We start from the raw sequence: 21,086 nt of genomic DNA on the forward strand, positions 1-21,086 counted from the left end.
CCATAGTATGGAGCGCACGCGGTCACGAGCAGCAAGACCGTAAGAGCCAATATTACTTTGACCATAGCGCCTCCTCGCTGAAAGGTTTCGGGCTCCTACCACCAGCCGCAGCCCCATCCCCAGCCGTCGTAGCCGCCATAACCGTAACCAGTGGTCGGCGCGGTGGTGGTCGTCGGTGGCACCCAGCCCATCATGTTGCCCCAAGCCCCCCCGGAGGTGTACGTGCTCGGCTGCGTCGCCTGTACCGTTTGCCCCGAGGGCGTGCCCTGGTTGGTGGTCTGGGCCTGAGCGCTGATCCCGGCCAGCAGAGTGAGGCCAAGCACGGCCGAGGCCGCCAGGATCGTGGTCTTCTTCAGAACACTCATGATTTTACTCCCCATATTTCATTGTTGTTGATGTTGGCGAAACAGGTCGGAATGTCAGGCCAGCCTCGTCGACGCCAGAGTTGTTACCAGCAAGGGTAGCCGTAAGAACGCCCGGAGTACCGATAGTTCCCGTAATAGCTCCTGGGGGCGTTGGCGTAGCGGTTGGCCGCCTGCCGGTAACCCGGCTGTCCGGCCTGGGCATAGCCGGGTCCGGCAAACCAGGGACAGGGGGAACCGTATCCGTTGCCGTAAGAACCTGGCTGGCCATACATTCCCGGAGCGGCCGTTTGGGTCGCGGCCTGGTTGGGGCCGGTGGCCTGGGCCCGGGCGGTTCCGGCATCGACAAGAGCCAGAGAGCCGACCACGAGGGCGGCGGCCAAACCGACAGACATACGGCGTGTGATGTGCTTGAACATGAAAGACTCCCCAGTTTGTTTTGTGGGCCTAAGCCCGTTCGTTACGCCTGTTCCAAGACCTTCTTCATTTCCCGATACTCTTCCGGGTTGATCTCTCCTCTTGCCAGCCGCTCCTTGATGATTCCCAAGGAATCGTCCCTGTCGGCGCGACTGGTTTTGTCAGCTCTCCTTGAGACGAAGAGGAAAAGTCCCAAGAGCGCGGTCAGCAGCAGAATCGTTCCCAGCCCCCAGAAGGTTGTGCCCCCCATCCAGGGAGAGGAGAGAGGGAATCCACAGTCCCACATCATGGACAACCTCCTAGTTTGGCGTGGGATGTTGCCATCTTTTAAACCGCCTTGGTTGATCCCCTTAAAGCAAGGGATGTGCCAAAGCTTTATTATTTAGCTAACATACTTAAATTAAATGATTATGTTTTACGAAGGTTCAGAAGTGCTGGCCGGCGCGATGCGGATGCGAGTAAAGCCTACTCGCATTTTTTTCTCTATCCGTTTACTTTTTACGCGGCAGGCTTAATGTGTTTCCAGCCGGCGGCTTATTGGCCGGTTTGTTCGGAGAGAGAGGTGATTATGCAAAAAAGACCAAAGGTGTGGCGCAAGGTCGTGGCGAACGTTCCGCCCTGGCTCTACCTCGGTTCGGTTTTCATTTTGGTTGGAATCGTCGTCGTCATGACCATGAGGAACACCCACCGGGAGAAAAGCCTCACTGCTCAGACGCTTCTTGAAAAGGGAGCGGCCCTTATTAAGGCCTTCGAGTCGGGAGCGCGAACGGGCATGGGGATGCACTGGAGGGGCGACCAGTTTCAGGTGCTCCTTGAGGAGATGGCGAACCAGCCCGGAATCTTCTATCTAGCCGTGACGGGTGAGGATGGCCTGATCCTGGCCGATAGCGACAAAGGCAAGATCGGCTCAAGGCTCCACGGCCCCGAGGAAATGAAGGCGCTCGCCATCGGGGCGAAGGAAAAATGGCGGGTCACAAGCCTGGCGGATGGGCGGAAGGCCTTTGAGGTCTACCGCGACTTCGCGCCCCTGGCCCGCCGTGATGCTGCGGAGTATTGTGAAGAAGAGGTTTGGCAATACGCGTGCCCCTGGAGCAGACCGGGTTCCTCGCAGGGGACCGGAAGGCAAGCCATCTTCATCGCGTTTGATGTCGCCCCCTTTGACGCGGCCTTAGCCGAGGACATGCACAATACGGTCATATTGTCGGCCATCCTGCTTCTGCTTGGCGTGGGCGGCGTCATGACCCTGTTTTGGGCGCAAAGCTACCGATTTTCCAGACGGCAACTCCAGGACACGAGGGCCTTTGCTTCGGAGATCATAAACAACCTTCCCGTGGGGCTCATCACCACGGACAGCGACGGCAAGCTGGCCGTGGTCAACAGCGCAGCCGAGAGGATTTCCGGGCTCAAGGCGGCCGACATCATGGGCAAGATCCCTGAGGAGGTTTTGCCCGGGGCCTGGTGCAGCCTCAGGGATGTTGTCGACAAAGGGGAACCCGTCATGGAGCACGAAACGGAGTGCTCCTTTGACGGAGAAAAAAATCTTCCCTTGAGCCTCAGCGCGTCGAAGATTCTCAATGAGGAGGGAACCCACCTGGGCAATCTCTTCATTTTCCGGGACCTGGGCGAGGTAAGAAGGCTCCAGGAAGAAGTGCGCCGCAAGGAAAAACTCGCCGCCCTGGGCAGCCTGGCCGCCGGCGTCGCCCACGAGATCAGAAACCCCCTCTCCTCAATCAAGGGTTTCGCCAAATACTTCGAGGGGCAGTGCGCCGAGGGTAGCCAGGGCCGGGAGCTAGCCGCCGTCATGGCCCAGGAGGTGGACAGGCTCAACCGGGTCATCACGGAACTCCTGGACTTTGCCCGGCCATCGGACCTGAAGACGCGTTCGACGGACGTGGGCAGTCTCATCGAGCATTCCCTCCGGCTGGTCCGCCAGGACGCCGAAGGAAAAAAAATCACAGTCACCTTCGACCGGAATGCAGGCCTGCCCGTCATCGCCATCGACCCCGACCGCCTCACCCAGGCCTTACTCAACCTCTACCTCAACGCCATCCAGGCCATGGAAAACGGCGGGACGCTTGCCGTCAGGGCAGCCGCCGACGGCCGAGGGGGCGTGCGGATCGAGGTGGAAGATTCGGGCAAGGGGATTGCGCCCGAGAGCCTGTCGAGCATCTTTAACCCCTACTTCACCACAAAATCCTCCGGGACCGGCCTTGGCTTGGCCATTGTGCAAAAGATCATCGAGGCCCACCGGGGAGAGGTCAAGGTTAAGAGCACCCCCGACCGGGGCACCACCTTCAACATCCTCCTGCCTGTGGGGCGGCCGGAAGGAGTTGCTTCATGACCGCAAAGCATAAAGCGACCGTTCTGATCGTTGACGACGACCAGGGGCACCGCACCATTCTTTTGGCTCTTATCAACGGCTGGGGGTACAAGGCGGCAGGGGCCGACGACGGGACAAAGGCCGTTACGCTGGCCAGGGAAAAGCCCTTCGATCTCATCCTCATGGACGTGCGCATGGCGGACATGGGCGGCATCGAGGCGCTGAAGGAAATCAAGGCGTATAATCCCTCCATCCCCATCCTCATCATGACCGCCTATTCGAATGTGGAATCGGCGGTGGAAGCGATCAAGGCGGGAGCGTACGACTACCTGACCAAGCCGCTGGACTTCGATGTGCTGCGATTAACCATGGAGCGGGCCTTAGAGCACGTATCTCTCAAGGCCGAGAACCAGGAGCTTCGGCAACGCCTTGTTTCCTCTTTTGATCCCAAAAATATTGTCGGCCGCAGTGAAGCCATGCGCCGGCTCATGGAGACGGTGGCCATGGTCGCGCCCTCCGAGGCGACGGTGCTCATCACCGGACAGTCCGGCACGGGCAAGGAACTGATCGCCAAGGCCATCCATTTCAACAGTCCCCGCAAAAACGGCCCGCTCGTCACCGTGAATTGCGCGGCCTTAAGCGAAACGCTTCTCGAATCGGAGCTGTTCGGCCACGAGAAGGGAGCCTTCACGGGAGCCGACAAGCGGCGCGAAGGCCGTTTTATGCAGGCCAACAAGGGGACGATCTTTCTCGACGAAATCGGAGAAATATCTTCCGCCATGCAGGCAAAACTCCTCCGGGTGATCCAGGAGCGGGAAATCCAAAGGGTGGGGAGCGACAACGCCCTGCGGGTGGACGTCCGCATCGTGGCGGCGACAAACCGCGATCTGAAAGCGGAAGTTGAAGCGGGAAGGTTCAGGCAAGACCTCTATTATCGCCTCAATGTCATGACCCTCACTGTCCCACCGCTTCGAGATCGCGGGGAGGACGTACCGCTTTTGGCCATGCACTTCCTTCACAAGTTCGCGGAGGCGAACAGGAAGGTCGCCAAGGGATTCACGCCCCAGGCCATGGACATGCTCCTTAAGTACGACTGGCCGGGCAACGTCCGCGAGCTGGAAAACGCCGTGGAGCGGGCGGTCGTACTCATGCCGGGAGATTTCGTCACAGAGAAAGAACTGCCTTTAAGCGTAAACCAGGAAAAGGCCCACGAGGAGCAGAATGCGAACCAATTGATTGAGCGAGGTCCAGCGGAAATTTTACCGCTGGAGGCGGTGGAGCGGGAGGCCATATTGGCGGCGTTGGAGGTGACGGGTGGCAATAAGACCGAGGCAGCCAAGCAGCTTGGTATCACACGAAAAACATTACTGGCAAAGCTTCAAAGATAGTCGGCAGGTTTCCCGTAGGTGGCGATGCAGCAACGGGGCCAGTGCTATCGTAATAGCAGAATACTCCAAATGAACACGGCGTAAACTGTAACCCAAGTTCGCCTTTTCGATAAGCCTAGCGGCTGTAGTCCATGCCTTTGATCTGGTGCTTGACAGCCTTCTCAAGGCCGCACTGCTGCATGAAGACGCCGGCTTTTTCGAGACCGAAAACCTTGGCTATTTCCGCCTTGACAGCCTGCTTGCCAAGCGTCCCCGCCAGCTCCTTGCAAGACTTCCTCAAAACCAGGTCCGCTTCCTGCTCCTTCCCTTCCAGCCTGACCAGCTTTTTCACAGCCGCTCGGTAATCCAGGCTTTCGGGCCGCATCTTCACCATGGCGGCCTTGTGCTTGTCTCTGGCCGTGATCGTTTCCCGCAACTCCCTGGCCTTGGCCTGGATGTGTTCCCGGGCCTTCTCCGGATTGGCAAAGCGTTCCTGCCTGTCCCTGGCCTCTCGGGCCGCCCGGAGGCGCTCCGGATCAATCTCCAGCTTGGGAGCATCCAGGGAAGGCTCCTCTACCCGCGACCGCCCTGGCAACGTCAAAGCCGGACCATCCCGGTCCCTCCCCCGCTCTTTGACCTGGTTAGCTTGACGCTCGTCCAGATAGCCAAGCGTCGAGGCGCGGTCCTGGCTCCGGCTCATGCTCCGGGCCAGCTGCTCGAAGCCCTTGACCTTCTCACTGTCCACGTAGAGCGTGAAATTGCCCTTGTGCCGGGTAGCGCCGACGTAGGTTGTCCGGTTGTTCCAGGTCACCCCGTGCAAGGCGTAAACATCTGTCTGCGTCTTTCCCTGCCCTTTGTAGACCGTCCCGGCATACCCAAGGGCAAACCCTTTGTACTCCCCAGGGTTAAAAGAAACCATCGCCCCACTATCAAGCCTGACCTCAATCTGCTTCTGACTTTGTTTCTGAACAGTGCCAAAATTTCCATTGATCAAATTCTTATCAATATTCTTCGCCGTGGCGTTAAATTGAATCCTGTCTCCAACTCCTATCGTCTGCTGAAACTTCTTTTCCCCTTTCTCACAAGCATAGGTGATGCCACCACGCACCTTCCCCAGCTCCCGCATGGTCTTGCTGCAGGCGTCGTTTATACGGTTCACTTCCGTATTTATTCCAGCATAAATGAATCGGTTAACGTCGGGATTTCGCGCGACGTCCCGTTTCCAATCCTGCAATAATACCTCTATCGGCTCCTTTGCTGCCTTGATGCAATCGTGTTCCTGGTAAGCCGTCATGGCCTCCTTGATCTTCCCATCGGCAAGATCCATGCTGGCCTGCCGCATCCAATCTTGCTTCTGCCGCCTGACCAACGAAATCAAGGCACTATCCGTTTTCTGCCGAATTTCGGTGTACATCCCCCCACGCTGGATGCTGGCCAGCTGCGCGTCGTCGCCAATCATGACGACCTTCGCCCCGGAAACGTCCGCCTGCTGCAGCAGGCGATGCATGGTCCTGTTATCCAGCATGGCCGCTTCATCGACGAAAACAACCGTCTTGCGGTCCCAGGCCTTGACCCGGCTGCGCGGGTTGGTGCGCGCCTTTTCCTGGCGCAAAAGCTCCGCATGGACCGTGGACGCCTCCTGAAAACCGTCCGTGTGCATGTCCCGGCTGACCGTGTTGGTCGGGGCCAAGCCCACCACCCGCCAGCCGTCGACCTCGAAAGCGTCCCGGGCCGCGCCCATGGTGTAGCTCTTGCCGGCCCCCGCCCGGCCCTGAATGACGCAAAGCCGGTTTGCGGCCGTCATCACGTCGAAGGCTTCCCGCTGCTCCGGGTCCAAGGTCTTGCGGGAAAGCGCCTGCTGCCGCGCTCGTTCCGAAACATGGCCGCCGCCCTCCCGCATCTTCCGGTCCGTCAGCTCCAGGATCGCCCGTTCCTCGGCCCGCACGAGCGTGGACGTGTAGAGCCCCGTTTCCTGACCCTGCCCGTCGTAGAGCTTCACGCACTCCGGGCAGGACAACACCCGCTGCTTCGCGGCCTCGCGTTCGATCATGTCCTCCACGCCGGCCTTTTTGAGCACCGCATTGAGCTCACGCTCCGTGAACAGGCATTGCCGGGCGGTCAGCTTTTCAAGGATCGTTTTCGGCTCCACCAGCGCGGTCTGCCGGGCGTCTTCAAGACGGGCCTCGTTCTCGGCCGTCTTCCATGACGCCTCGATGTGTCGGGCCTTGCCCTCGTGGAGCTGGAACACGACCCCGCGAGGATCAACGCGCAACTCAAACTCCCGTTCCTCGAAATAGCGATTTTGAAACGCCTCCCATTTTTCGCTGATTCGGTCCTGGGTCGAGACGAACCCTTTGCCATTTTTCCGGGCAAAGTCTGGGTTCAGGTCCGTGGCCTTGTGCTTGTCGAGCCCTTCGCGCCCAAGACGGCGGGTTGTCACCAGGACATGAAGATGCGGATTGCCCGCCTGCATGTGGATCGCCCACTGGCAGGCCAGGCCGTTATCCGTGAATTGTTCCTGGATATGCTGCCGCGCCATTTCGATGCGTTGGGCGTCGGTGATCTGCACGTCTTTCGGCAAGGCGAAGACGTAATGCTTGGCCAGCTGGGCACCCGCTCGAAGGCGGACTTCACCGGTCCTGGCAAGGTGCTTGGTGGCTATTTCCGCCTTATCCACCTCATCCCAAAGGCGCTGTTTGTCCCACCCTGGAGAACCAGGGGGAAGCTCAAATCCGCGAGCCAGCACTGGCTCGTCCGTTTTGTGGTTTCGGAAGTCGAAAGTTTCGCCGGTCAGGTCGCGAGTGTACCTATCGCGGTCGATATAGGCGGCCACGGCGACGCCGGATGTGCCCGTTGACATCCCGACGATAGAGCAGCCCGCGAAGCAGCAAGCCATATTCCTATTTAACGCCTTTTGTTTTTTGACTTTATCCCCACGGAAGTGGGGCGCAATGTTTTGGCTCTGCCAAAACATATATTGCGTGTAGCCTCATTCTTCGGCTCCAGCTTTAAGGCATCCGTTGGCCGTTTGGAAGTTTTTTCCATCGCTGCCTTGACATTATCCCTAAGGTCTATGATTCATTTCCTATATTTTTGAGGAGGCTCTCGAAATGGCTGAAAAAACGAAGCTGACGGCCGAGGAACGGCTTAAAAAAATTGAGCAGAAGCGCGCCAAGCTGGCAGAGGAAGCCGCCAAAATAAGAAAAGAGGCCAGGAAAAAAGAGGCCAACGTCAAAATGAAACTTGGTGGACTCGTCTGGAAAGCCGGCTTGCAGGATCAGCCGGATAACGTGATTCTCGGCATCCTAGTCGCCGGGTTTGAAAAGCTCGAAGCGGAGCGTGACTCTTTCGAAGATATTGGCCGAAAAAAGTTTGAGCATGATGCCAAGGCTAAGGCGGAAATGAAGACGAAGTCCCAGGAAGAAGAATCAGAAAATTCCGGTCATGGATCTGCTGGTGTCAAGAACCATCTGGCCACGCCTGCGGCTGTGAGGTTTTATCTCAACGTACCTATTGAGGAAAAAGACGCTGCCAAGGCTCTGGGCGCGAGATGGGACGGTGAGCACAAAAAATGGTGGTGCCATCCGGCCGACAAGGAAAAATTCATCAAGTGGTGGCCGGCGGGGGCGTAGACGTGAACAAGGACGTTGAAGAAATCTTCGAGAACATCCGCGACGTGGTGGCCGTCCACCAGGACGACGTGGCCGCCATGGGCAAACACGTCGCGCAAATGAAATCCGAGCTTCAGACCGTGGGCCTGTCTATCAGGGCCTTGGAAGAGGCGTCGAGAAAAGCCGAGGCCGCCGGCCAGCGAATCACCCAGCAGTTGACCGAGGCCCCCAGGATAACCAGGGACCGGGCAAAGATGTGGGTTGGTCTGGCCATGCTCGCCGCCCTCCTCTTCTTCGCCGCCGGCGGGTATGCCGGCTGGCGCTATGCCCAGGATGGCGTCACGAAAGAAATCGCGCAGCTGCCGGAACTGGCCAAATGGGCCGCAAGCAAGGAGGGCAAGGCCGTGTACCAGTTCGCCACTCAGGGTGAGTTGCAACGGCTCATGCGCTGCCAGGGCGATGGCTGGCAGGTCAAAAACGGCGTTTGCTACCCCTTCCCCAATTCCGAAACCAGCAAGGTCCACGGCTGGAGAATGCCCTAGAACGGGAGCGGGTGAAGAAACGGTGTTTTTCGCCTCCACAACCAGGGTTCCCGCCAGAACGCCCGAGAAGGCCGTTTCCGGGGCCGCCACACACTTGGATGGCCCAAGACCTGGAGAAAGCCAAAAAAATGCAACAGAGGCCCTGTAGGCGGCTTTCTGGTGCGGATTGGAGATGTCCCAGGACACCATCCGAGAGGGGATCGGCGGTGGAAGAGGGCGAAGGCGCAATTATCAGGGCGGGGATTTCGGGAGAGGATGAGCCGGAATTAGTTCCTGCGGTCACGCCACATTTTCTTCAGCCATGCATCCTTCGGGCCGCCTGGGTGGCCACGCAGGGCGTCGGCAAGCTCGTCGGGCGAGAGCCCATCCCGCCAGGCCTCGAATTGGGCTTGCTCGGCGGCCTGCCGGGCGGCGACAACCGCCTTGGCTTCGGCCTCGGCGTCCTTGGCGGCCTGCTCCTCGGGGCTGACGTAGCCTTTGGGCCGGCGGTAGTAGCCGGTTCGGGCCAGGGCAGTGAACACCCATGAGCATGGATCGGCCACGGGCTGGCCAGCCTTGTCCAGCATTTTGCCGTTTTCTAATTCCCATTCGGCATGGTCCAGGCCGGCGACGATGCGGTCGGTGGGTTTGCCGAGCTGGTCCAGGTTATCCACGATCTGCTCCATCTGGTCCGCGCCAAAGCCGGCCCGGACCAGATGGGGCCAGGTCATGGCTAGCGTCTCTTGAGAGATAGATAGAGTATTTAATCTATCTATCTTAAGAGAGTGTGGTGCGTGTTCGTTTCGGGTGCCCGGTTCGGGTGCCCGAAACGGGTGTTCGGTTCGGGTGTTCAGTTCGGGTGCCCGGTTGTGGAGTAGGGCGAAGAAAACCCCCTGCTTATTACCCTCTCTCCATGGTCGTTTTTCGAGCATTCCAAGCGTGACAAATTTTTTCACCACGCGGCGCACCGTTCCCCTGGGAACGTCTGTTTCCGCTGCAATTAAATCATAATTTGTGACATGTGGCCCGTTCACCTGAAAATAGCGAAGCAATGTTTTTTGGGCTAGCGTGGCAGCCTCTACCGGAGGACACAGCTTGATCAGGTTTGGCTGCGGGTGTTCGGGTTGAGTGCTCGGTTCGGGTGTTCGAATCGGGTGTCCAATGCGGATGCTCGAACCGAGTGCCCGCGTTGGGTGCTCGGTTCGGGTGCTCGGTTCGGGTCGAACACCCGGTTCAGGTGTTCGGTTCGGGTGTCCGTCATGGGTGCTCGATTCGGGTGCTCGATTCGGGTGCTCGGTCTGATCTGGTCTGATTTGGTCTGACCCAATCTGACTATCTCGCCGTGAATGTGTTGAAATCTGCCTAGCGATATCGGCCAAGTTGGGTTCGGCATCAAGCGGACTAGTCGCCATAAACTTATCGAAGGCGGTAGGGTGAGTCCTTCCTTCTGGCGTGCTTTCTGCCGCTGGCTTAACTTTGGATAGGATGCTGGAAATTCCCTTGCGTTCGGTCATATCAGCCTCCGACCAAATCCAAGACCTCTTGGGCCAAAGCACGATACGCCTTTGCCCCAGGTCCCTTAGTGTTCTGGCGCAAGACCGTCTCCCGTAGGTGTTCGGCCTGTTGGAATTGAGCGCTTGCTGGGATGGTAGTGGAGAAGATCATTTCTGATCCTAGCTTGTCAGCCAGTTGCGCCATAGTGACCTTCCCCATGGTTGTTCTGCGGTCCACATTGTTGATGAGGAGTCGGAAGAATCGTAGGCCTGGGTTTGTGTCCTGCTGAATCTCTTTGATCAATTTAATGGTTCGCAGAAGTCCATCCAGTGAGAAACCTGACCCAGAAACCGTAGGTGAGATGACTAAATTGGCCGATATGAGGGCAGACATGGTCCAGAACCCCAAGTTGGGTGGGCAGTCCAGAAAGACAAAGTCGTACTTTGCGTCGGCGTGCGGACGCAATCTATCGCGTAGTAATGGAAGCTTTAGGTCAGCTTCCTTAATCAAGTCGAACTCCATAGCCGCGACCTCCTCCACATTGGGGAGGACATCGACCATTTCATACTTCGATGGATAGATGCAGTCGGCTGTTTCGGCTGTGCCCGAAAGTAGTTCGTAGAGGCTATTTCGTGGAGTATCCCCTATCCGAAGCAGGAGAGACGTGGCGTTGCATTGAGTATCAAGGTCGCAGACGAGTACCCTTTTCCCCCGATTGGCGAGTGCATGGGCTAGAGTAACGGAACAGCACGTTTTCCCTGACCCTCCCTTGTTATTTGAGCAAGCGATGATCACACTCATTTTTGCCCCCTATTGAGGGGTGTATACAAATTTTTAGCTCGGTAAATCAAGCATTTTCTGGTGCGAATAGAGGAGGCTGGCGGATTTAATCAAGGGGCATCTCTGTCCATTCCCCTTCTCCTCTCTCGCCACAAAAACTTCGCACTCCACCACGCCCTTCCGGTGAGGGGACACCGGGAGAGGGTCAACATTGGCGAAACAGAGGGACACGCTTCAAACTGGACTTATGGGTGAATGTGGGTGTAAATATGGGTGTAAGGGACTCACATGATCAAAACAGACAGCATCCGCATCACGCCGGAGTTTTTGGCGATAATCGCAGAATGTGACGAGTTTAAGGGCGCTTGGCGTGCCCTTGGCGCGTTGGCTCCCGAACGCCTGAACGCCCTGCGTCATGTCGCCACGATTGAAAGCATCGGGTCATCAACCCGGATTGAAGGGGCCAAGCTGTCTGACCGTGAGGTTGAACGCCTTCTTTCCGACCTTAAAATCAACTCTTTTATCACGCGTGACGAACAGGAAGTGGCCGGTTATGCGGAAACAATGGGAACGATCTTTGAGGTATGGCCCCACATTCCGCTCACTGAGAACCATATCAAGCAGCTTCACCGCGACCTTCTGCGCCACAGCGAAAAGGACGACCGCCACCGTGGGGGATATAAAACACTCCCGAACAGTGTCGTCGCGTTTGACGAGACAGGCCAGCAAATCGGCATCATCTTTGAGACAGCTTCGCCATTCGATACGCCAAGGCTAATGGCTGAGCTTGTCGAGTGGTATATCGAGGCCCGAGAAACGAGACGACTACATCCGCTTTTGCTGATTGCCGTATTTGTGGTTGTTTTTTTAGAAATTCACCCATTCCAAGACGGCAACGGTCGTTTGAGCCGTATTTTGACAACCCTTCTCTTGTTGCAGGCGGGCTATACTTATGTCCCTTATAGCTCTTTGGAAAGCGTCATAGAAAACAGCAAGGAGGCCTATTATCTTGCATTGCGCCAAACACAGGGGACGATCCGCACCGATACGCCGAACTGGCAACCTTGGATTTTGTTTTTTCTTCAAGCCCTAGCGCAACAAAAACGACGTCTAGCGGCTAAGGTGGAGCGAGAAAAAATCACGCTCGCGACGTTGCCAGAACTTGCGGCACAGATCATCGAGCAAGCGCGGCAACATGGGCGCGTTACGATTGGCGAAATGGCCAAAGTGACGGGGGCTAGTCGTAACACGCTAAAGGTGCATTTCCGGCGACTTGTTGAACAAGGGCATTTAACGCGTTATGGGACCGGGAAGGGCTCTTGGTATGCCCTCCCATAGTGGAAGAAAAAACGCTATTCTGGCCGTGACATTGGATGGCTGGGAAAATCGACGGGAATCTCCACACGGGGTTTTCTGCGTTTGAAGCTCCAGGTGATCCTTGTCTGGTCGTGCTGACGGAAATAGCGAAGCGTGCGCGAGCTGCATACGCTAAAACAGATTCGTATACGGCCCTGGCACGTTTGGGCGATTCCTGGCGGCCTCGATGCGGCCCGTTCAGGGTAAGGTGTTGGGATGGTTGAAAAGGTGATGCCCCGGAACGGACGTTATGGAAACTTCGATGGAAGGCGGTAACACCCAGTTCCAGTATCGCATACTTCCGCCTGAGAAAAAACCTCTTTGGCCTGAACCGGTACAGGAACGCCCAGTGCGATGCAACAAGTTGAAAATTTGTGATTTGCTTGTCAGACCTCTCACGCCCAGGGGCCTGCTCGAAGCTACTTGATACCTGGTGACATGAATGTTGGGTTTACCCCTTAGAGGGGGGCGTACCCGTCAGCTGTTGCTGGATGTCGGAGTCGATTGCATCACGATAACGGTGGTGTTGTCTCGGCCACCAGCCGCCAGGGCCTGATTGAGTAATGTGGTCGCCATTTGCTGCGTCGTTCCGTTCGAGGCCATGACAGTGGCGATGTCCGCCTCTTGCAACTCCTTGAACAATCCGTCTGTGCACAAAATGAGAGTGTCACCCTCATGCAGGACAATGCTCCCAGTGTCAGGCTCAGACCCGGCGCAACCAACGCACTTTTCCAGTATATTCCGGAAAGGATGTGTTTTGGCTTGTTCCGGGGTGATACTGCCGTCATCCAAAAAATCCTGAAGAAAAGTGTGATCGGTGGTAATCTGAGAGAGGATGTCCTTTCGCCACAGATAGAGGCGGCTATCGCCGAGATGGGCGTAAACGGCAAAGCCGTCTTGTACCCAAGCCACGGTGGCAGTGGAACCCATGCCTTCCAAACGCGGGTCAATCAATGTTTTCTCACGGATAACGTGCTCAGCCGTCTCCACGGCCAAGGCCAAGAGGCATTCCGACGACCCGCCGTCTGGTTCCAGACGGGCCAGGGCGTCAACAACCGCCTGGGCTGCCACATCGCCCCCAGCCTGGCCGCCAAGGCCGTCGGCCACGGCCAGAAGCATGGAGCCATCTGGGAATTCCTTGACCAGGAATCGGTCCTGGTTTTGGCGTCTGACCCGACCTTGATCGCTCGCCCCGAATGCTTGCATGGCTGCCTTCGATTACAATGAGGATTGGGGCTGGGGCATGGGGATGACCGTGCGAAATCCCACGTCAGCAAAGCCTTCCCAGGACTGACGCTTGAGCGGTTCAATTAAGGATGCGTCGGTCGGCGGGCCGCCGGTGACAAAGTAATGCGTCTCTGTACCGATCACCATGGTGGTCCACTCGTTGATATTTGTCCCAAGCCCCCGGATGCCAAGCCGGTTGGCCGGTGCGTCGGCCACTGAAAAAAGCTTGCGTTCCGGGATGGCCGGTTTGACTTGCTTCGGTTTAGTCGGAACAGCTGGTTTGACCTGTTTCTGTTTGGGCGGGGTTCTTTCCTGCCACCATCCGTCCATTTCCATGCCCTGAGCAAGCACAAAAGGGACTCGGGACGGTGCGAGCGAATTGGTCTTTCCAACATCTTCCCCCAATCGTTGAGCCAGCCGCCACTCGGCCACCGTGGGCAGGCGGGAACCGTAGAAGTCGGCAAAAGCCCGTGCTCCCTTGGCGGAGACCCTGACCACGGGGTTCATGGCCGTGGCCGGGTCCATCACGAACATGCCCTGCCGATAGGTGATAGGCTCATACCAAGGGGAGATCTCCCCCAACAGCAGCCATATTCCATCTTCACCAGAAACCGCCCCTTCCTTGATTGTGACGCGGTCGCGCACCAGATTCAAGAACATGACGAACTGATGATTGGTGATTTGGGTTTCCTGCATATAAAACGACGGCACAAGCACCGTATCCGGCGCTCCATCGACCCCAGGGGAAATCTCGCCGCCCGGAACCATGAGAAATGTCGAGCCGTTTCGTCCTGAAAAACGTGGAGGTGGCGTCTCGCCCGGGGCCAGGGGGGGCTGGGGAGCGGCCTCGCCGGGATGATGACCGGCCGGGGCCTCCGCCGTTGACGGCGACTGCGGCGCGGCAGGTGGCGTAGAGGACGGCGCGGTCATTTCCGTATTCACCGCTTCCTGTCCAATCTGCCGTGACGGCATTTGCCACAGGAAATGGTAGAGCAGCCCTCCTCCGAAAAGCACGGCCAGGACGACGGCGGAGACAAACCAAGCGGTGCGGTGTGGGGCGGCCTGGCGGGTCTCTTTGACCGGGGCTTCGACCACAAGATCTTCTAGGGTCTGGCGCAGGCTTCGGATTGATGGCAGGCGCTTGGCCACCTTTTTGGCGGTGGCCTGCCGGATGATCCGATCCAGGCGCTTTTGGAAGTCGGTGACCGGGTTTTCCAACCCCACCGTTTCGAACGGCTTGGCTTTTTTCAGGGCCTTTTTCCCAGCCACGGCTTCGAACAGAACCCGCCCCAGGGAGAAGACGTCGGCCCGGATGTCGGCTAGGTTCAAGTCCAGGAACTGCTCCTCGGCCATGTAGGGCAAGGTGCCGATGATGTGGTGGTCTTGAGTCACGCAATCGCGCACGTTACCCCCGGCCAGTCCAAAGTCGGCGATCTTGGGCGTCCCATCGTCGATGAGCACGTTGGCGGGTTTGAGGTCGCGGTGGATGACGCCCTGGGCGTGTACAGCCTCCATGCCGTTGCAGACGGGCAGGAAATATTCTCGTATCCAGCTCTTGAGAGTCGCTTCGTCGCTCCCCAAACCCTCTTCGGGCATGGTCTGGGTCAGGGTCGGGCCTGGCACGTATTCCATGACGAGATAATTCAGAGGAGAACCGTCGATATCCACTTGATCGTAGTCGAACACCTGGAGGATATTGGGGTGGCGCAGTCGGGCCATGACCTGTACTTCCCGTCGAAACCGTTCCAGCTCAACCGCCACCTCCGCCTCGTCGTCCGCCAAGCTTTCCAGAAACGCCCGGGACATGATTTTCAAGGCCACCCGCCGCTCCAGGTCCCGCTGCTTAGCTAGGTAGACCTCGCCCTTGCCGCCAGTGGCAATATGATCCAAGATCGTCCACTTGTCGTTAATGACGGTCCCTTCCTCAAACAGAGGCTTTTTTTCGTCATCAGCCATGCCTGTCTCCTGAACGATCCTGTCCGCCTGGTTATTCCAAACCGGAGGGGAGGTTTTCGACGGCCTAGGCCCCAAACCCCATGAGGGGTTCGTCGCCTGCGCGCTCCCTGGGTATATGCAAGTGGAAGGCCGCGCCCTTGCCAGGCTCGCTCTCCACGGTTATGTCTCCACCGATATCCTTGAGGAACTTTTTGGTCGAAGCCAAGGTCAAACCATGGCCGCGTGGCTTTGTGCTAAAAAAAGGCATGAAAATTTTATCTATGTGTTCCGGCGGGATACCCTGCCCTTTGTCGCGTACCGTGATCAGGCAAAATTGGCCCTGACGCCCGGTTGCGATGGTGACGATGCCCCCGGCTGGCGAGGCCTCCACGGCATTTTTCACCAAAGCGTCGATGATGCCGCCGAACTCTTCGGATACGGCTCTGGTGCGGCAACCCGCCGGATCGTTTTCCACCATCAACTTGACCCCGACCTTGTGAGCCACACTCTCAAGGCGGGCGGCACTGGCGGTCACCAGGTCGTTGATGTCGAGTGATATGGCAGGAACTTGATGGGATGGGATAACGCGCACCAGAGCGTACAGGAGATGATCTAGGCGGTCGATTTCGCACTGGACGTCGGGTTCCACGCCGGGATTGCGGAACCCGCCCCCCTCACGCACCAAGCGACGCAATGCCACGACGACATCCTTGACTTCCAGGCCGATGGCAGCGGCGGCCCGGCCGAGGAGGGCCATTTTTTCGGCTCCAAGCAGCCGCTCCTGCTCCCTAGCCCGGCGATCCTCCAACAGCCCCATGAGCAGGGCCACCACATTGAACATGATAAGTTGGGCAATCACGGTGGCGGGCGTGTCGTGGAGCATCTTCCCGGATAAAATTGGCGGCAGATAGAGCACGGTAATGGCCAGGGAGGTGAGCAAGGCCACGCGCAGGCCGAACCAAAACCCGGCCAGCAGGATGGGGATGAAGTAGAGCTCACGGTGCAGCAGATGCAAGGCGGGATGGCTGGGCGCGACGCCGTAGTGCAGGGCCGTGACCACGACGATTGATCCCACGATCATGATTGCCTTCAGGTTCATGACGCCTCCTCATGGCTCATTGAAAATCAACAAACAATAAGCACAGGGCATGGTGCTTCCCGAACAAGAGCAACATTCGTGTTTCCAAAAAGAAGTTCTTGAGCTTTGGGCATCTTTGTGCATCCTACGATGATCATGTCGTAATGGCCACGATGCTGCTCTTCCAAGATTTCTTTTGCCATGGTCTTTCCTTCGACAGTTATCGTTCGTTCTCGAATGTTCGTTTCGGATACTCCTCCCTGAAGCAAGATAGTTTTGACGCGTTCCACTAGGATGCTCATTTCGGTGTTTGATTTTTCAAATGCCACATTGAATTCTTGTTTTGTAGCAAAAATATCTTGCGATTGAACTCTTATGAGTCCCACCATTGTGATGGTTGTTGTGCTTTGATGCGAAAAGTTGTCGGCCAAATAGCGAGCTGCTCTAACTGTATTTTCTGCGCTATAAATGCTGAAGAGTATGTTCTTGCTTGGTTTGGGTAGCTCTTCCTCATAGTCGCTTGAAGCCAAGGTGAACTGTGATCTTCGAAGATCGTAGTAAGTACCGACAAAATATCCAGCCGCATTGAAGAAAACTATTTCCAGCATATTGCTAAAATAGGTGGCGCTGCCCAAAGGAGTTCCCAGCATGGCGCACGGGAGGTACACGGCCGATGAAGCGAGAGACGTGAATATTCCTCCCTTTTTTCCGAACCAATACGCTCCAATGAGTATTGGAATAAAATACAATTCACGATATACAATATCAATTTTAGATAGATGTAGTGCGGTGGCGTAATCGAAAAAAGCTATGATTAAGACCAAGAGCGCAACAATCGCAAATTTATAAGACTTTTTTAAAGAAATCATGACGCCTCCATATCTTTTATTGAAATGTCAACCGCCCCGCACATCCTTCCGCAACAGGGTGCTCGCGTCAGGATGTGTCGGCGATGGTCCGAGGGCCTGCCGTTCATCATCACTTCAAAGTGAAGGTTGTTGCCGGTGGCGCGTCCACTACGCCCCAAAAGGCCGACAGCATGATCCTTGCTCACACGGGGTCCCCCCGTTTGACGCGAATTTCCGAATCCTTCTCTCGCATCACCATGCCGTCATTCAAAATTGACGTGATGTACGCCCTTGCCTTTGGGGAAGGGACGCATCCAGAGCGTCCGGCCCCCGGCCATGATCTTGCCCCGGTTGCCGGAGCCGTGACCTCCGCCGATTAACACGTCTAGGCCCCGTTTGTCCTCGGCTCTGTCCAGGAAATTGACCTCGCCCTGGTATCCCCAGGGACTCAGGCCGATGACCAAATTCACCTGGGGCCGCAGCTTCTCGGCTTCGCCCATGACGGCATCCATCTGCGCTTCCGTCGGGCCTTTTCCCGAATCCGGCAGCTCGGGCATGAAGACGAGCCCTAAGCGTTTATACGCCCGATCCCGCTAGTTCCTTGAGCCTATGCGCCATGGCGGCGAGATCGGCCGTGGCTTGCTTCGAACGTTCCACCCCCACGGCCGTTTCACGCGAAACCTCATTCACATCTCGGATATGCTCGTTGATGGCCGCGCTTGCCGAGGTCTGTTCTTCGGCGGCCCTGGCGATCAGTTCCACCTGGCGTGAGGTTTCTTCCACGAGGGGAACGATCCCCTCCAAGGCCTGGCCGGAAAGGGTCGCGAGGCTGGTTGCGTGCTGGATGGCCGAGGAGGCCTCGTCCATGCCGAGGATGCTTTCGCCCACGCCCGACTGGATGCGTTCCACCGCCTGTCCGACCTCCTTTGTGGCGGTCATGGTCTTTTCGGCCAGCTTGCGCACCTCGTCCGCCACCACGGCGAAGCCGCGTCCGGCCTCACCGGCCCGCGCCGCCTCGATGGCCGCGTTGAGGGCCAGCAGGTTCGTCTGGTCGGCGATGTCGGAAATGACTCCCATGATCCTGCCGATGGCCTCGGCCTGGTCGCCCAGGAGGGAGAGACTCTGTTTCAGCGACCCGGAAAGTTCCTGGACCTTGCCGATGGCCTCCACGGAGTTGGAGACGACCAATGCCCCTTCACGGGCCTTTCCCTTGGCGTCCTCGGCCAATCGTGAGGCCTTGGAGGCGTTGTCCGCCACCTCCCCCACGCTGGAGCCGATTTGGTTCATGGAAATGACGGTCTCAGACACCCGTTCGCTCTGAGCGGTCGCGCCAGCGGACACCTGTTCCATCTGGCTGGCGATGCTGTCCGTGGCCTCGGCGATAAGGCTTGCGGCCTGATCGACTTCACCGTTGACCCGCACGAGACACTCCAGGTGCTTGGCGATCTCGCGCTCCTTGAGGACCATTTCCGAGACGTCCCTGGCGACTTCAAGGAAGCCCAGCGTCTTGCCCTGTTCGTCCTTGACGGTCACGGCCCTGGGCTGGAAGAACGCATGGCCTGAGGCGGTATGGCATTCGATGACCCCAATATCTTGTCCTGACTGTCGGGCAGGCCGCAACAGCGTCCCGCAGACGCCAGGCTTGATGGCCTGGGTGCAGGCGCGGCCCACAAGGCGCTCTCCTGAAACGCCGGCCAACCTGGTGGCCGCATCGTTGGCCACCAGGATCACGTCTTCCCCGTCGGTCATGAAGATCGGGTCGGGAACGGCGTTGAGCACCGCGCGGTTCAAGGCCAAGGATTCGCCTATACGCTCCAGCAGATGATCCAAGGCCCTGGCGAGTTCACCGACTTCGTCGAGTCCAGCCATGCCCACCCGCAGGGATGTTTCACCTTCGGCAATCCGCGAAGCGATGCGCGCGATGTGCCTTAAAGGAAGCGAAATCCTTTTCCGGATGGACAAGGCGACGAGAAGGCAAACCGCCAAAGCCAACACGCCGCTGCCGAGCATGACCTTGCGCGTCAAATCCACGAGGCCATCCGCCTCAGCGGCGGCTGATTGCGCCAGGCCGGTCTGTTGGGTCCGCAGCGTATCGAGGCCTTCCTCCAAGGTCTTGCGGATCGCATCGGCCTTGGCCGAGGCCTCATGTCCCTTGTCCATGCCTTGCTGATGGAAGACAGTGAGAGTGCCGCGGGATTCGTCGAGGAATTTCCGAAAACCGTCCTCGATTTCCAGCATGACCTGTTGGTACTCAGTATTGCCCTCTTTGCGGAAGAGACTCAGGAAGTGCGCTGCATTCCCTGAAAATTCCTTTGCCAGGCGGTCAATTTCGGCTTCCGCCCCCGAGTCTGGCTTGTGCTGGTTCGCTATGGAGGTGAACACCTGCTGGATGCGCAGGATCGCGTCGCCCATTTGGTCCGCACGTAAGGCATTCGGAAGGTGCTGATTGACGACCCGCATGGCGTTGTTGTCCACTGCCTTCAAAAGGGTCAGTCCCATGGCGATGTTCACCAGAAACATGGCGGCCACGAGGCCAAAGCCCAATGCGAGCCGTGTTCCTATTTTCCAGTTCTCGAAAATCGCCATGCAAGAGTCCTCCCAAGGAATAATTGGATGCCGTGATCGAGCCATGAGAATGGGGGCGACGTTATGCCGCCCCCTTTATTCCTCTTCGTTGCGGTTACCAGCACATACCCATGCCGCCCATCATGCCAGGCCCCATCATGCCCATGCCGCCCATGGCCGGGATGCCTTCCTTGGTCAGCTGGTTTTGGAGAGCCACCTGGGCATCGTACATCTTGGCGAGCAGGTCGTTGATCTCCTTCGTCAACGCCTGAACCTTCTTATCGTCAGTGGCCCCGCCATAGAGCTGGGCGTTGAGCTCGGACTGTTTGGTGAAGAGCTGCTGCCTGAGCTGGGCCGTGGCAGTATAGTGCTCATTGTAAAGCTTCTGCGCGACGGCCTGTTTCTCCGGGGTCAGCCCAGACATGGGGCCTCCCATCATGCCCATGCCGTGGCCCCCCATCATGCCAGGACCCATCATCTGGGCGTTGGCCAAGCCGGACAGGCCAAGCAGCGAGACCATCGCCAGAGCGAGAGCAAGGCCGAGAGTCTTTTTACGCGTATTCATGGTATGCTCCTTGTTATTCGACGCAAGTCGATCAGTTAGGGGTCCGCTCACGAAAGGGAGAAAATCGTACGCCAAGGACTGGCAAGCGGCTACGATGCCCGGTTTCGCACCCACGCTATCAAGAAAAGCTTGATGTAATCCCGTTGTGTCTCATGGTGTCGTCCACCACCTGGCGGACATCGGCAAGGCATCAACGACCACTGGGATTCTTGGTCGCGCACTGACATCCACCAACCCTTTTTTCAGATACGATTCTTTCCATGATGGTAGACTTACCGTTCGCTACGACATCCCCCGCAATGTCTGAAGCTGTATAAGCGAAGCAATAGCATACGAGCTTTTCCATTGTTCTCCCCTTGCACATAAACGATCGGAACAAAATGATTTAACGTCAATTTGAAGTATACCTCAACCGAGCGTCAGGTCAGAGGAACAAATCACGTCAGGTTTGGGCCTGTTTCGGCTTTTCCTGACACGTTTTGTCCAGGCTCATAGGCTCCAACCTGACACTTTGGCCGTTAGCGTACGATTTTTTCCGTTTCGTGAACAGACCCCAGTTACTACCAGCTTCCCATGGAAGGGTTGGTGTAGGGGGTCATGTTCATGTTCGTCGCAGGCGAACCCCAATATCCCCCCCCGC

Annotated in this window: 18 protein-coding genes and 1 pseudogene; 5 read left to right on the forward strand and 14 right to left on the reverse strand. The window is 57.5% G+C overall.

The window, feature by feature from the left end:
* Positions 1–95: 95 nt before the first annotated feature.
* From NY78_RS20750 to NY78_RS20760, 3 genes are all read right to left on the reverse strand, one after another.
* Entirely contained in the window at positions 96–365 is a 270-nt protein-coding gene (locus NY78_RS20750; protein ID WP_009183054.1) for a hypothetical protein, read from the reverse strand.
* Between the two features lie 83 nt (positions 366–448).
* On the reverse strand, positions 449–781 hold the full coding sequence (locus tag NY78_RS20755; protein WP_006918423.1) for a hypothetical protein: 333 nt from the start codon (positions 779–781) through the stop codon (positions 449–451).
* Positions 782–822: 41 nt separating this feature from the next.
* Positions 823–1,068, reverse strand: coding sequence for an SHOCT domain-containing protein (locus tag NY78_RS20760; RefSeq protein WP_006918422.1), 246 nt, complete (start codon positions 1,066–1,068; stop codon positions 823–825).
* A 279-nt stretch (positions 1,069–1,347) separates the two neighbouring features.
* Between NY78_RS20760 and NY78_RS20765 the strand changes: the two genes are divergently transcribed.
* Complete coding sequence (locus NY78_RS20765; RefSeq protein WP_006918420.1) at positions 1,348–3,120, forward strand: PAS domain-containing sensor histidine kinase; 1,773 nt, start codon at positions 1,348–1,350, stop codon at positions 3,118–3,120.
* On the forward strand, positions 3,117–4,487 hold the full coding sequence (locus NY78_RS20770) for a sigma 54-interacting transcriptional regulator (protein ID WP_006918417.1): 1,371 nt from the start codon (positions 3,117–3,119) through the stop codon (positions 4,485–4,487). Before NY78_RS20765 ends, NY78_RS20770 begins: the two co-directional genes overlap by 4 nt.
* Before the next feature lie 115 nt (positions 4,488–4,602).
* Here NY78_RS20770 and NY78_RS20775 read toward each other — a convergent pair whose 3' ends face one another.
* Positions 4,603–7,440: an AAA family ATPase gene (locus tag NY78_RS20775; protein ID WP_009183053.1), complete on the reverse strand. Its 2,838-nt coding sequence runs from the start codon at positions 7,438–7,440 to the stop codon at positions 4,603–4,605.
* A 136-nt stretch (positions 7,441–7,576) separates the two neighbouring features.
* Here NY78_RS20775 and NY78_RS20780 point away from each other — a divergent pair, with 136 nt between their 5' ends.
* The gene (locus tag NY78_RS20780; protein WP_006918414.1) at positions 7,577–8,098 is read left to right on the forward strand and encodes a DUF5710 domain-containing protein; all 522 of its coding nucleotides are present in this window, start codon (positions 7,577–7,579) and stop codon (positions 8,096–8,098) included.
* 2 nt (positions 8,099–8,100) lie between these two features.
* Positions 8,101–8,619 (forward strand): hypothetical protein, encoded by a 519-nt coding sequence (locus NY78_RS20785; RefSeq protein ID WP_231584066.1) that lies wholly within the window; start codon positions 8,101–8,103, stop codon positions 8,617–8,619.
* A 266-nt stretch (positions 8,620–8,885) separates the two neighbouring features.
* On the opposite strand, the gene NY78_RS24960 is transcribed toward NY78_RS20785, so the two are convergent.
* Positions 8,886–9,329 (reverse strand): hypothetical protein, encoded by a 444-nt coding sequence (locus NY78_RS24960; protein ID WP_006918412.1) that lies wholly within the window; start codon positions 9,327–9,329, stop codon positions 8,886–8,888.
* 784 nt (positions 9,330–10,113) lie between these two features.
* Positions 10,114–10,893, reverse strand: coding sequence for a ParA family protein (locus NY78_RS20795; protein WP_006918411.1), 780 nt, complete (start codon positions 10,891–10,893; stop codon positions 10,114–10,116).
* Between the two features lie 267 nt (positions 10,894–11,160).
* Between NY78_RS20795 and NY78_RS20800 the strand changes: the two genes are divergently transcribed.
* Positions 11,161–12,210 (forward strand): Fic family protein, encoded by a 1,050-nt coding sequence (locus NY78_RS20800; protein ID WP_006918410.1) that lies wholly within the window; start codon positions 11,161–11,163, stop codon positions 12,208–12,210.
* A gap of 495 nt (positions 12,211–12,705) precedes the next feature.
* Here the strand turns inward: NY78_RS20800 and NY78_RS20805 are convergent, their stop codons facing one another.
* The 8 genes and pseudogenes from NY78_RS20805 to NY78_RS25665 all read right to left on the reverse strand — a co-directional run bounded on the left by NY78_RS20805 (position 12,706) and on the right by NY78_RS25665 (position 20,792).
* Complete coding sequence (locus NY78_RS20805; protein WP_009183051.1) at positions 12,706–13,434, reverse strand: PP2C family protein-serine/threonine phosphatase; 729 nt, start codon at positions 13,432–13,434, stop codon at positions 12,706–12,708.
* A 12-nt stretch (positions 13,435–13,446) separates the two neighbouring features.
* Entirely contained in the window at positions 13,447–15,411 is a 1,965-nt protein-coding gene (locus tag NY78_RS20810; RefSeq protein ID WP_009183050.1) for a bifunctional serine/threonine-protein kinase/formylglycine-generating enzyme family protein, read from the reverse strand.
* Between the two features lie 64 nt (positions 15,412–15,475).
* Complete coding sequence (locus NY78_RS20815) at positions 15,476–16,489, reverse strand: ATP-binding protein (RefSeq protein WP_006918407.1); 1,014 nt, start codon at positions 16,487–16,489, stop codon at positions 15,476–15,478.
* Between the two features lie 26 nt (positions 16,490–16,515).
* Positions 16,516–17,337, reverse strand: coding sequence for a universal stress protein (locus NY78_RS20820; RefSeq protein ID WP_006918406.1), 822 nt, complete (start codon positions 17,335–17,337; stop codon positions 16,516–16,518).
* 245 nt (positions 17,338–17,582) lie between these two features.
* Positions 17,583–17,894, reverse strand: a pseudogene (locus NY78_RS20825) (UshA-like (seleno)protein family 2); the annotation flags it as partial.
* Positions 17,893–19,902, reverse strand: a complete 2,010-nt coding sequence (locus NY78_RS20830) for a methyl-accepting chemotaxis protein (protein WP_009183056.1) — start codon at positions 19,900–19,902, stop codon at positions 17,893–17,895. The gene NY78_RS20830 and the pseudogene NY78_RS20825, both read right to left, overlap by 2 nt.
* A gap of 94 nt (positions 19,903–19,996) precedes the next feature.
* Positions 19,997–20,446: a periplasmic heavy metal sensor gene (locus NY78_RS20835; RefSeq protein WP_006917623.1), complete on the reverse strand. Its 450-nt coding sequence runs from the start codon at positions 20,444–20,446 to the stop codon at positions 19,997–19,999.
* A gap of 118 nt (positions 20,447–20,564) precedes the next feature.
* Positions 20,565–20,792 (reverse strand): hypothetical protein, encoded by a 228-nt coding sequence (locus tag NY78_RS25665; RefSeq protein ID WP_009183055.1) that lies wholly within the window; start codon positions 20,790–20,792, stop codon positions 20,565–20,567.
* Positions 20,793–21,086 lie beyond the last annotated feature (294 nt).

Source organism: Desulfovibrio sp. TomC, assembly GCF_000801335.2.
GTDB lineage: Bacteria > Desulfobacterota > Desulfovibrionia > Desulfovibrionales > Desulfovibrionaceae > Solidesulfovibrio.

Bases quoted from the DNA above. Each gene is read 5' to 3' on its own strand.
- NY78_RS20835 (WP_006917623.1), bottom strand. From the start codon at position 20,446: ATGAATACGCGTAAAAAGACTCTCGGCCTTGCTCTCGCTCTGGCGATG.
- NY78_RS20760 (WP_006918422.1), bottom strand. From the start codon at position 1,068: ATGATGTGGGACTGTGGATTCCCTCTCTCCTCTCCCTGGATGGGGGGC.
- NY78_RS20830 (WP_009183056.1), bottom strand. From the start codon at position 19,902: ATGGCGATTTTCGAGAACTGGAAAATAGGAACACGGCTCGCATTGGGC.
- NY78_RS20755 (WP_006918423.1), bottom strand. From the start codon at position 781: ATGTTCAAGCACATCACACGCCGTATGTCTGTCGGTTTGGCCGCCGCC.
- NY78_RS20770 (WP_006918417.1), top strand. From the start codon at position 3,117: ATGACCGCAAAGCATAAAGCGACCGTTCTGATCGTTGACGACGACCAG.
- NY78_RS20810 (WP_009183050.1), bottom strand. From the start codon at position 15,411: ATGGCTGATGACGAAAAAAAGCCTCTGTTTGAGGAAGGGACCGTCATT.
- NY78_RS20805 (WP_009183051.1), bottom strand. From the start codon at position 13,434: ATGCAAGCATTCGGGGCGAGCGATCAAGGTCGGGTCAGACGCCAAAAC.
- NY78_RS20820 (WP_006918406.1), bottom strand. From the start codon at position 17,337: ATGATTTCTTTAAAAAAGTCTTATAAATTTGCGATTGTTGCGCTCTTG.
- NY78_RS20765 (WP_006918420.1), top strand. From the start codon at position 1,348: ATGCAAAAAAGACCAAAGGTGTGGCGCAAGGTCGTGGCGAACGTTCCG.
- NY78_RS20750 (WP_009183054.1), bottom strand. From the start codon at position 365: ATGAGTGTTCTGAAGAAGACCACGATCCTGGCGGCCTCGGCCGTGCTT.
- NY78_RS20775 (WP_009183053.1), bottom strand. From the start codon at position 7,440: ATGTTTTGGCAGAGCCAAAACATTGCGCCCCACTTCCGTGGGGATAAA.
- NY78_RS20795 (WP_006918411.1), bottom strand. From the start codon at position 10,893: ATGAGTGTGATCATCGCTTGCTCAAATAACAAGGGAGGGTCAGGGAAA.
- NY78_RS24960 (WP_006918412.1), bottom strand. From the start codon at position 9,329: ATGACCTGGCCCCATCTGGTCCGGGCCGGCTTTGGCGCGGACCAGATG.
- NY78_RS20800 (WP_006918410.1), top strand. From the start codon at position 11,161: ATGATCAAAACAGACAGCATCCGCATCACGCCGGAGTTTTTGGCGATA.
- NY78_RS20815 (WP_006918407.1), bottom strand. From the start codon at position 16,489: ATGAACCTGAAGGCAATCATGATCGTGGGATCAATCGTCGTGGTCACG.
- NY78_RS20780 (WP_006918414.1), top strand. From the start codon at position 7,577: ATGGCTGAAAAAACGAAGCTGACGGCCGAGGAACGGCTTAAAAAAATT.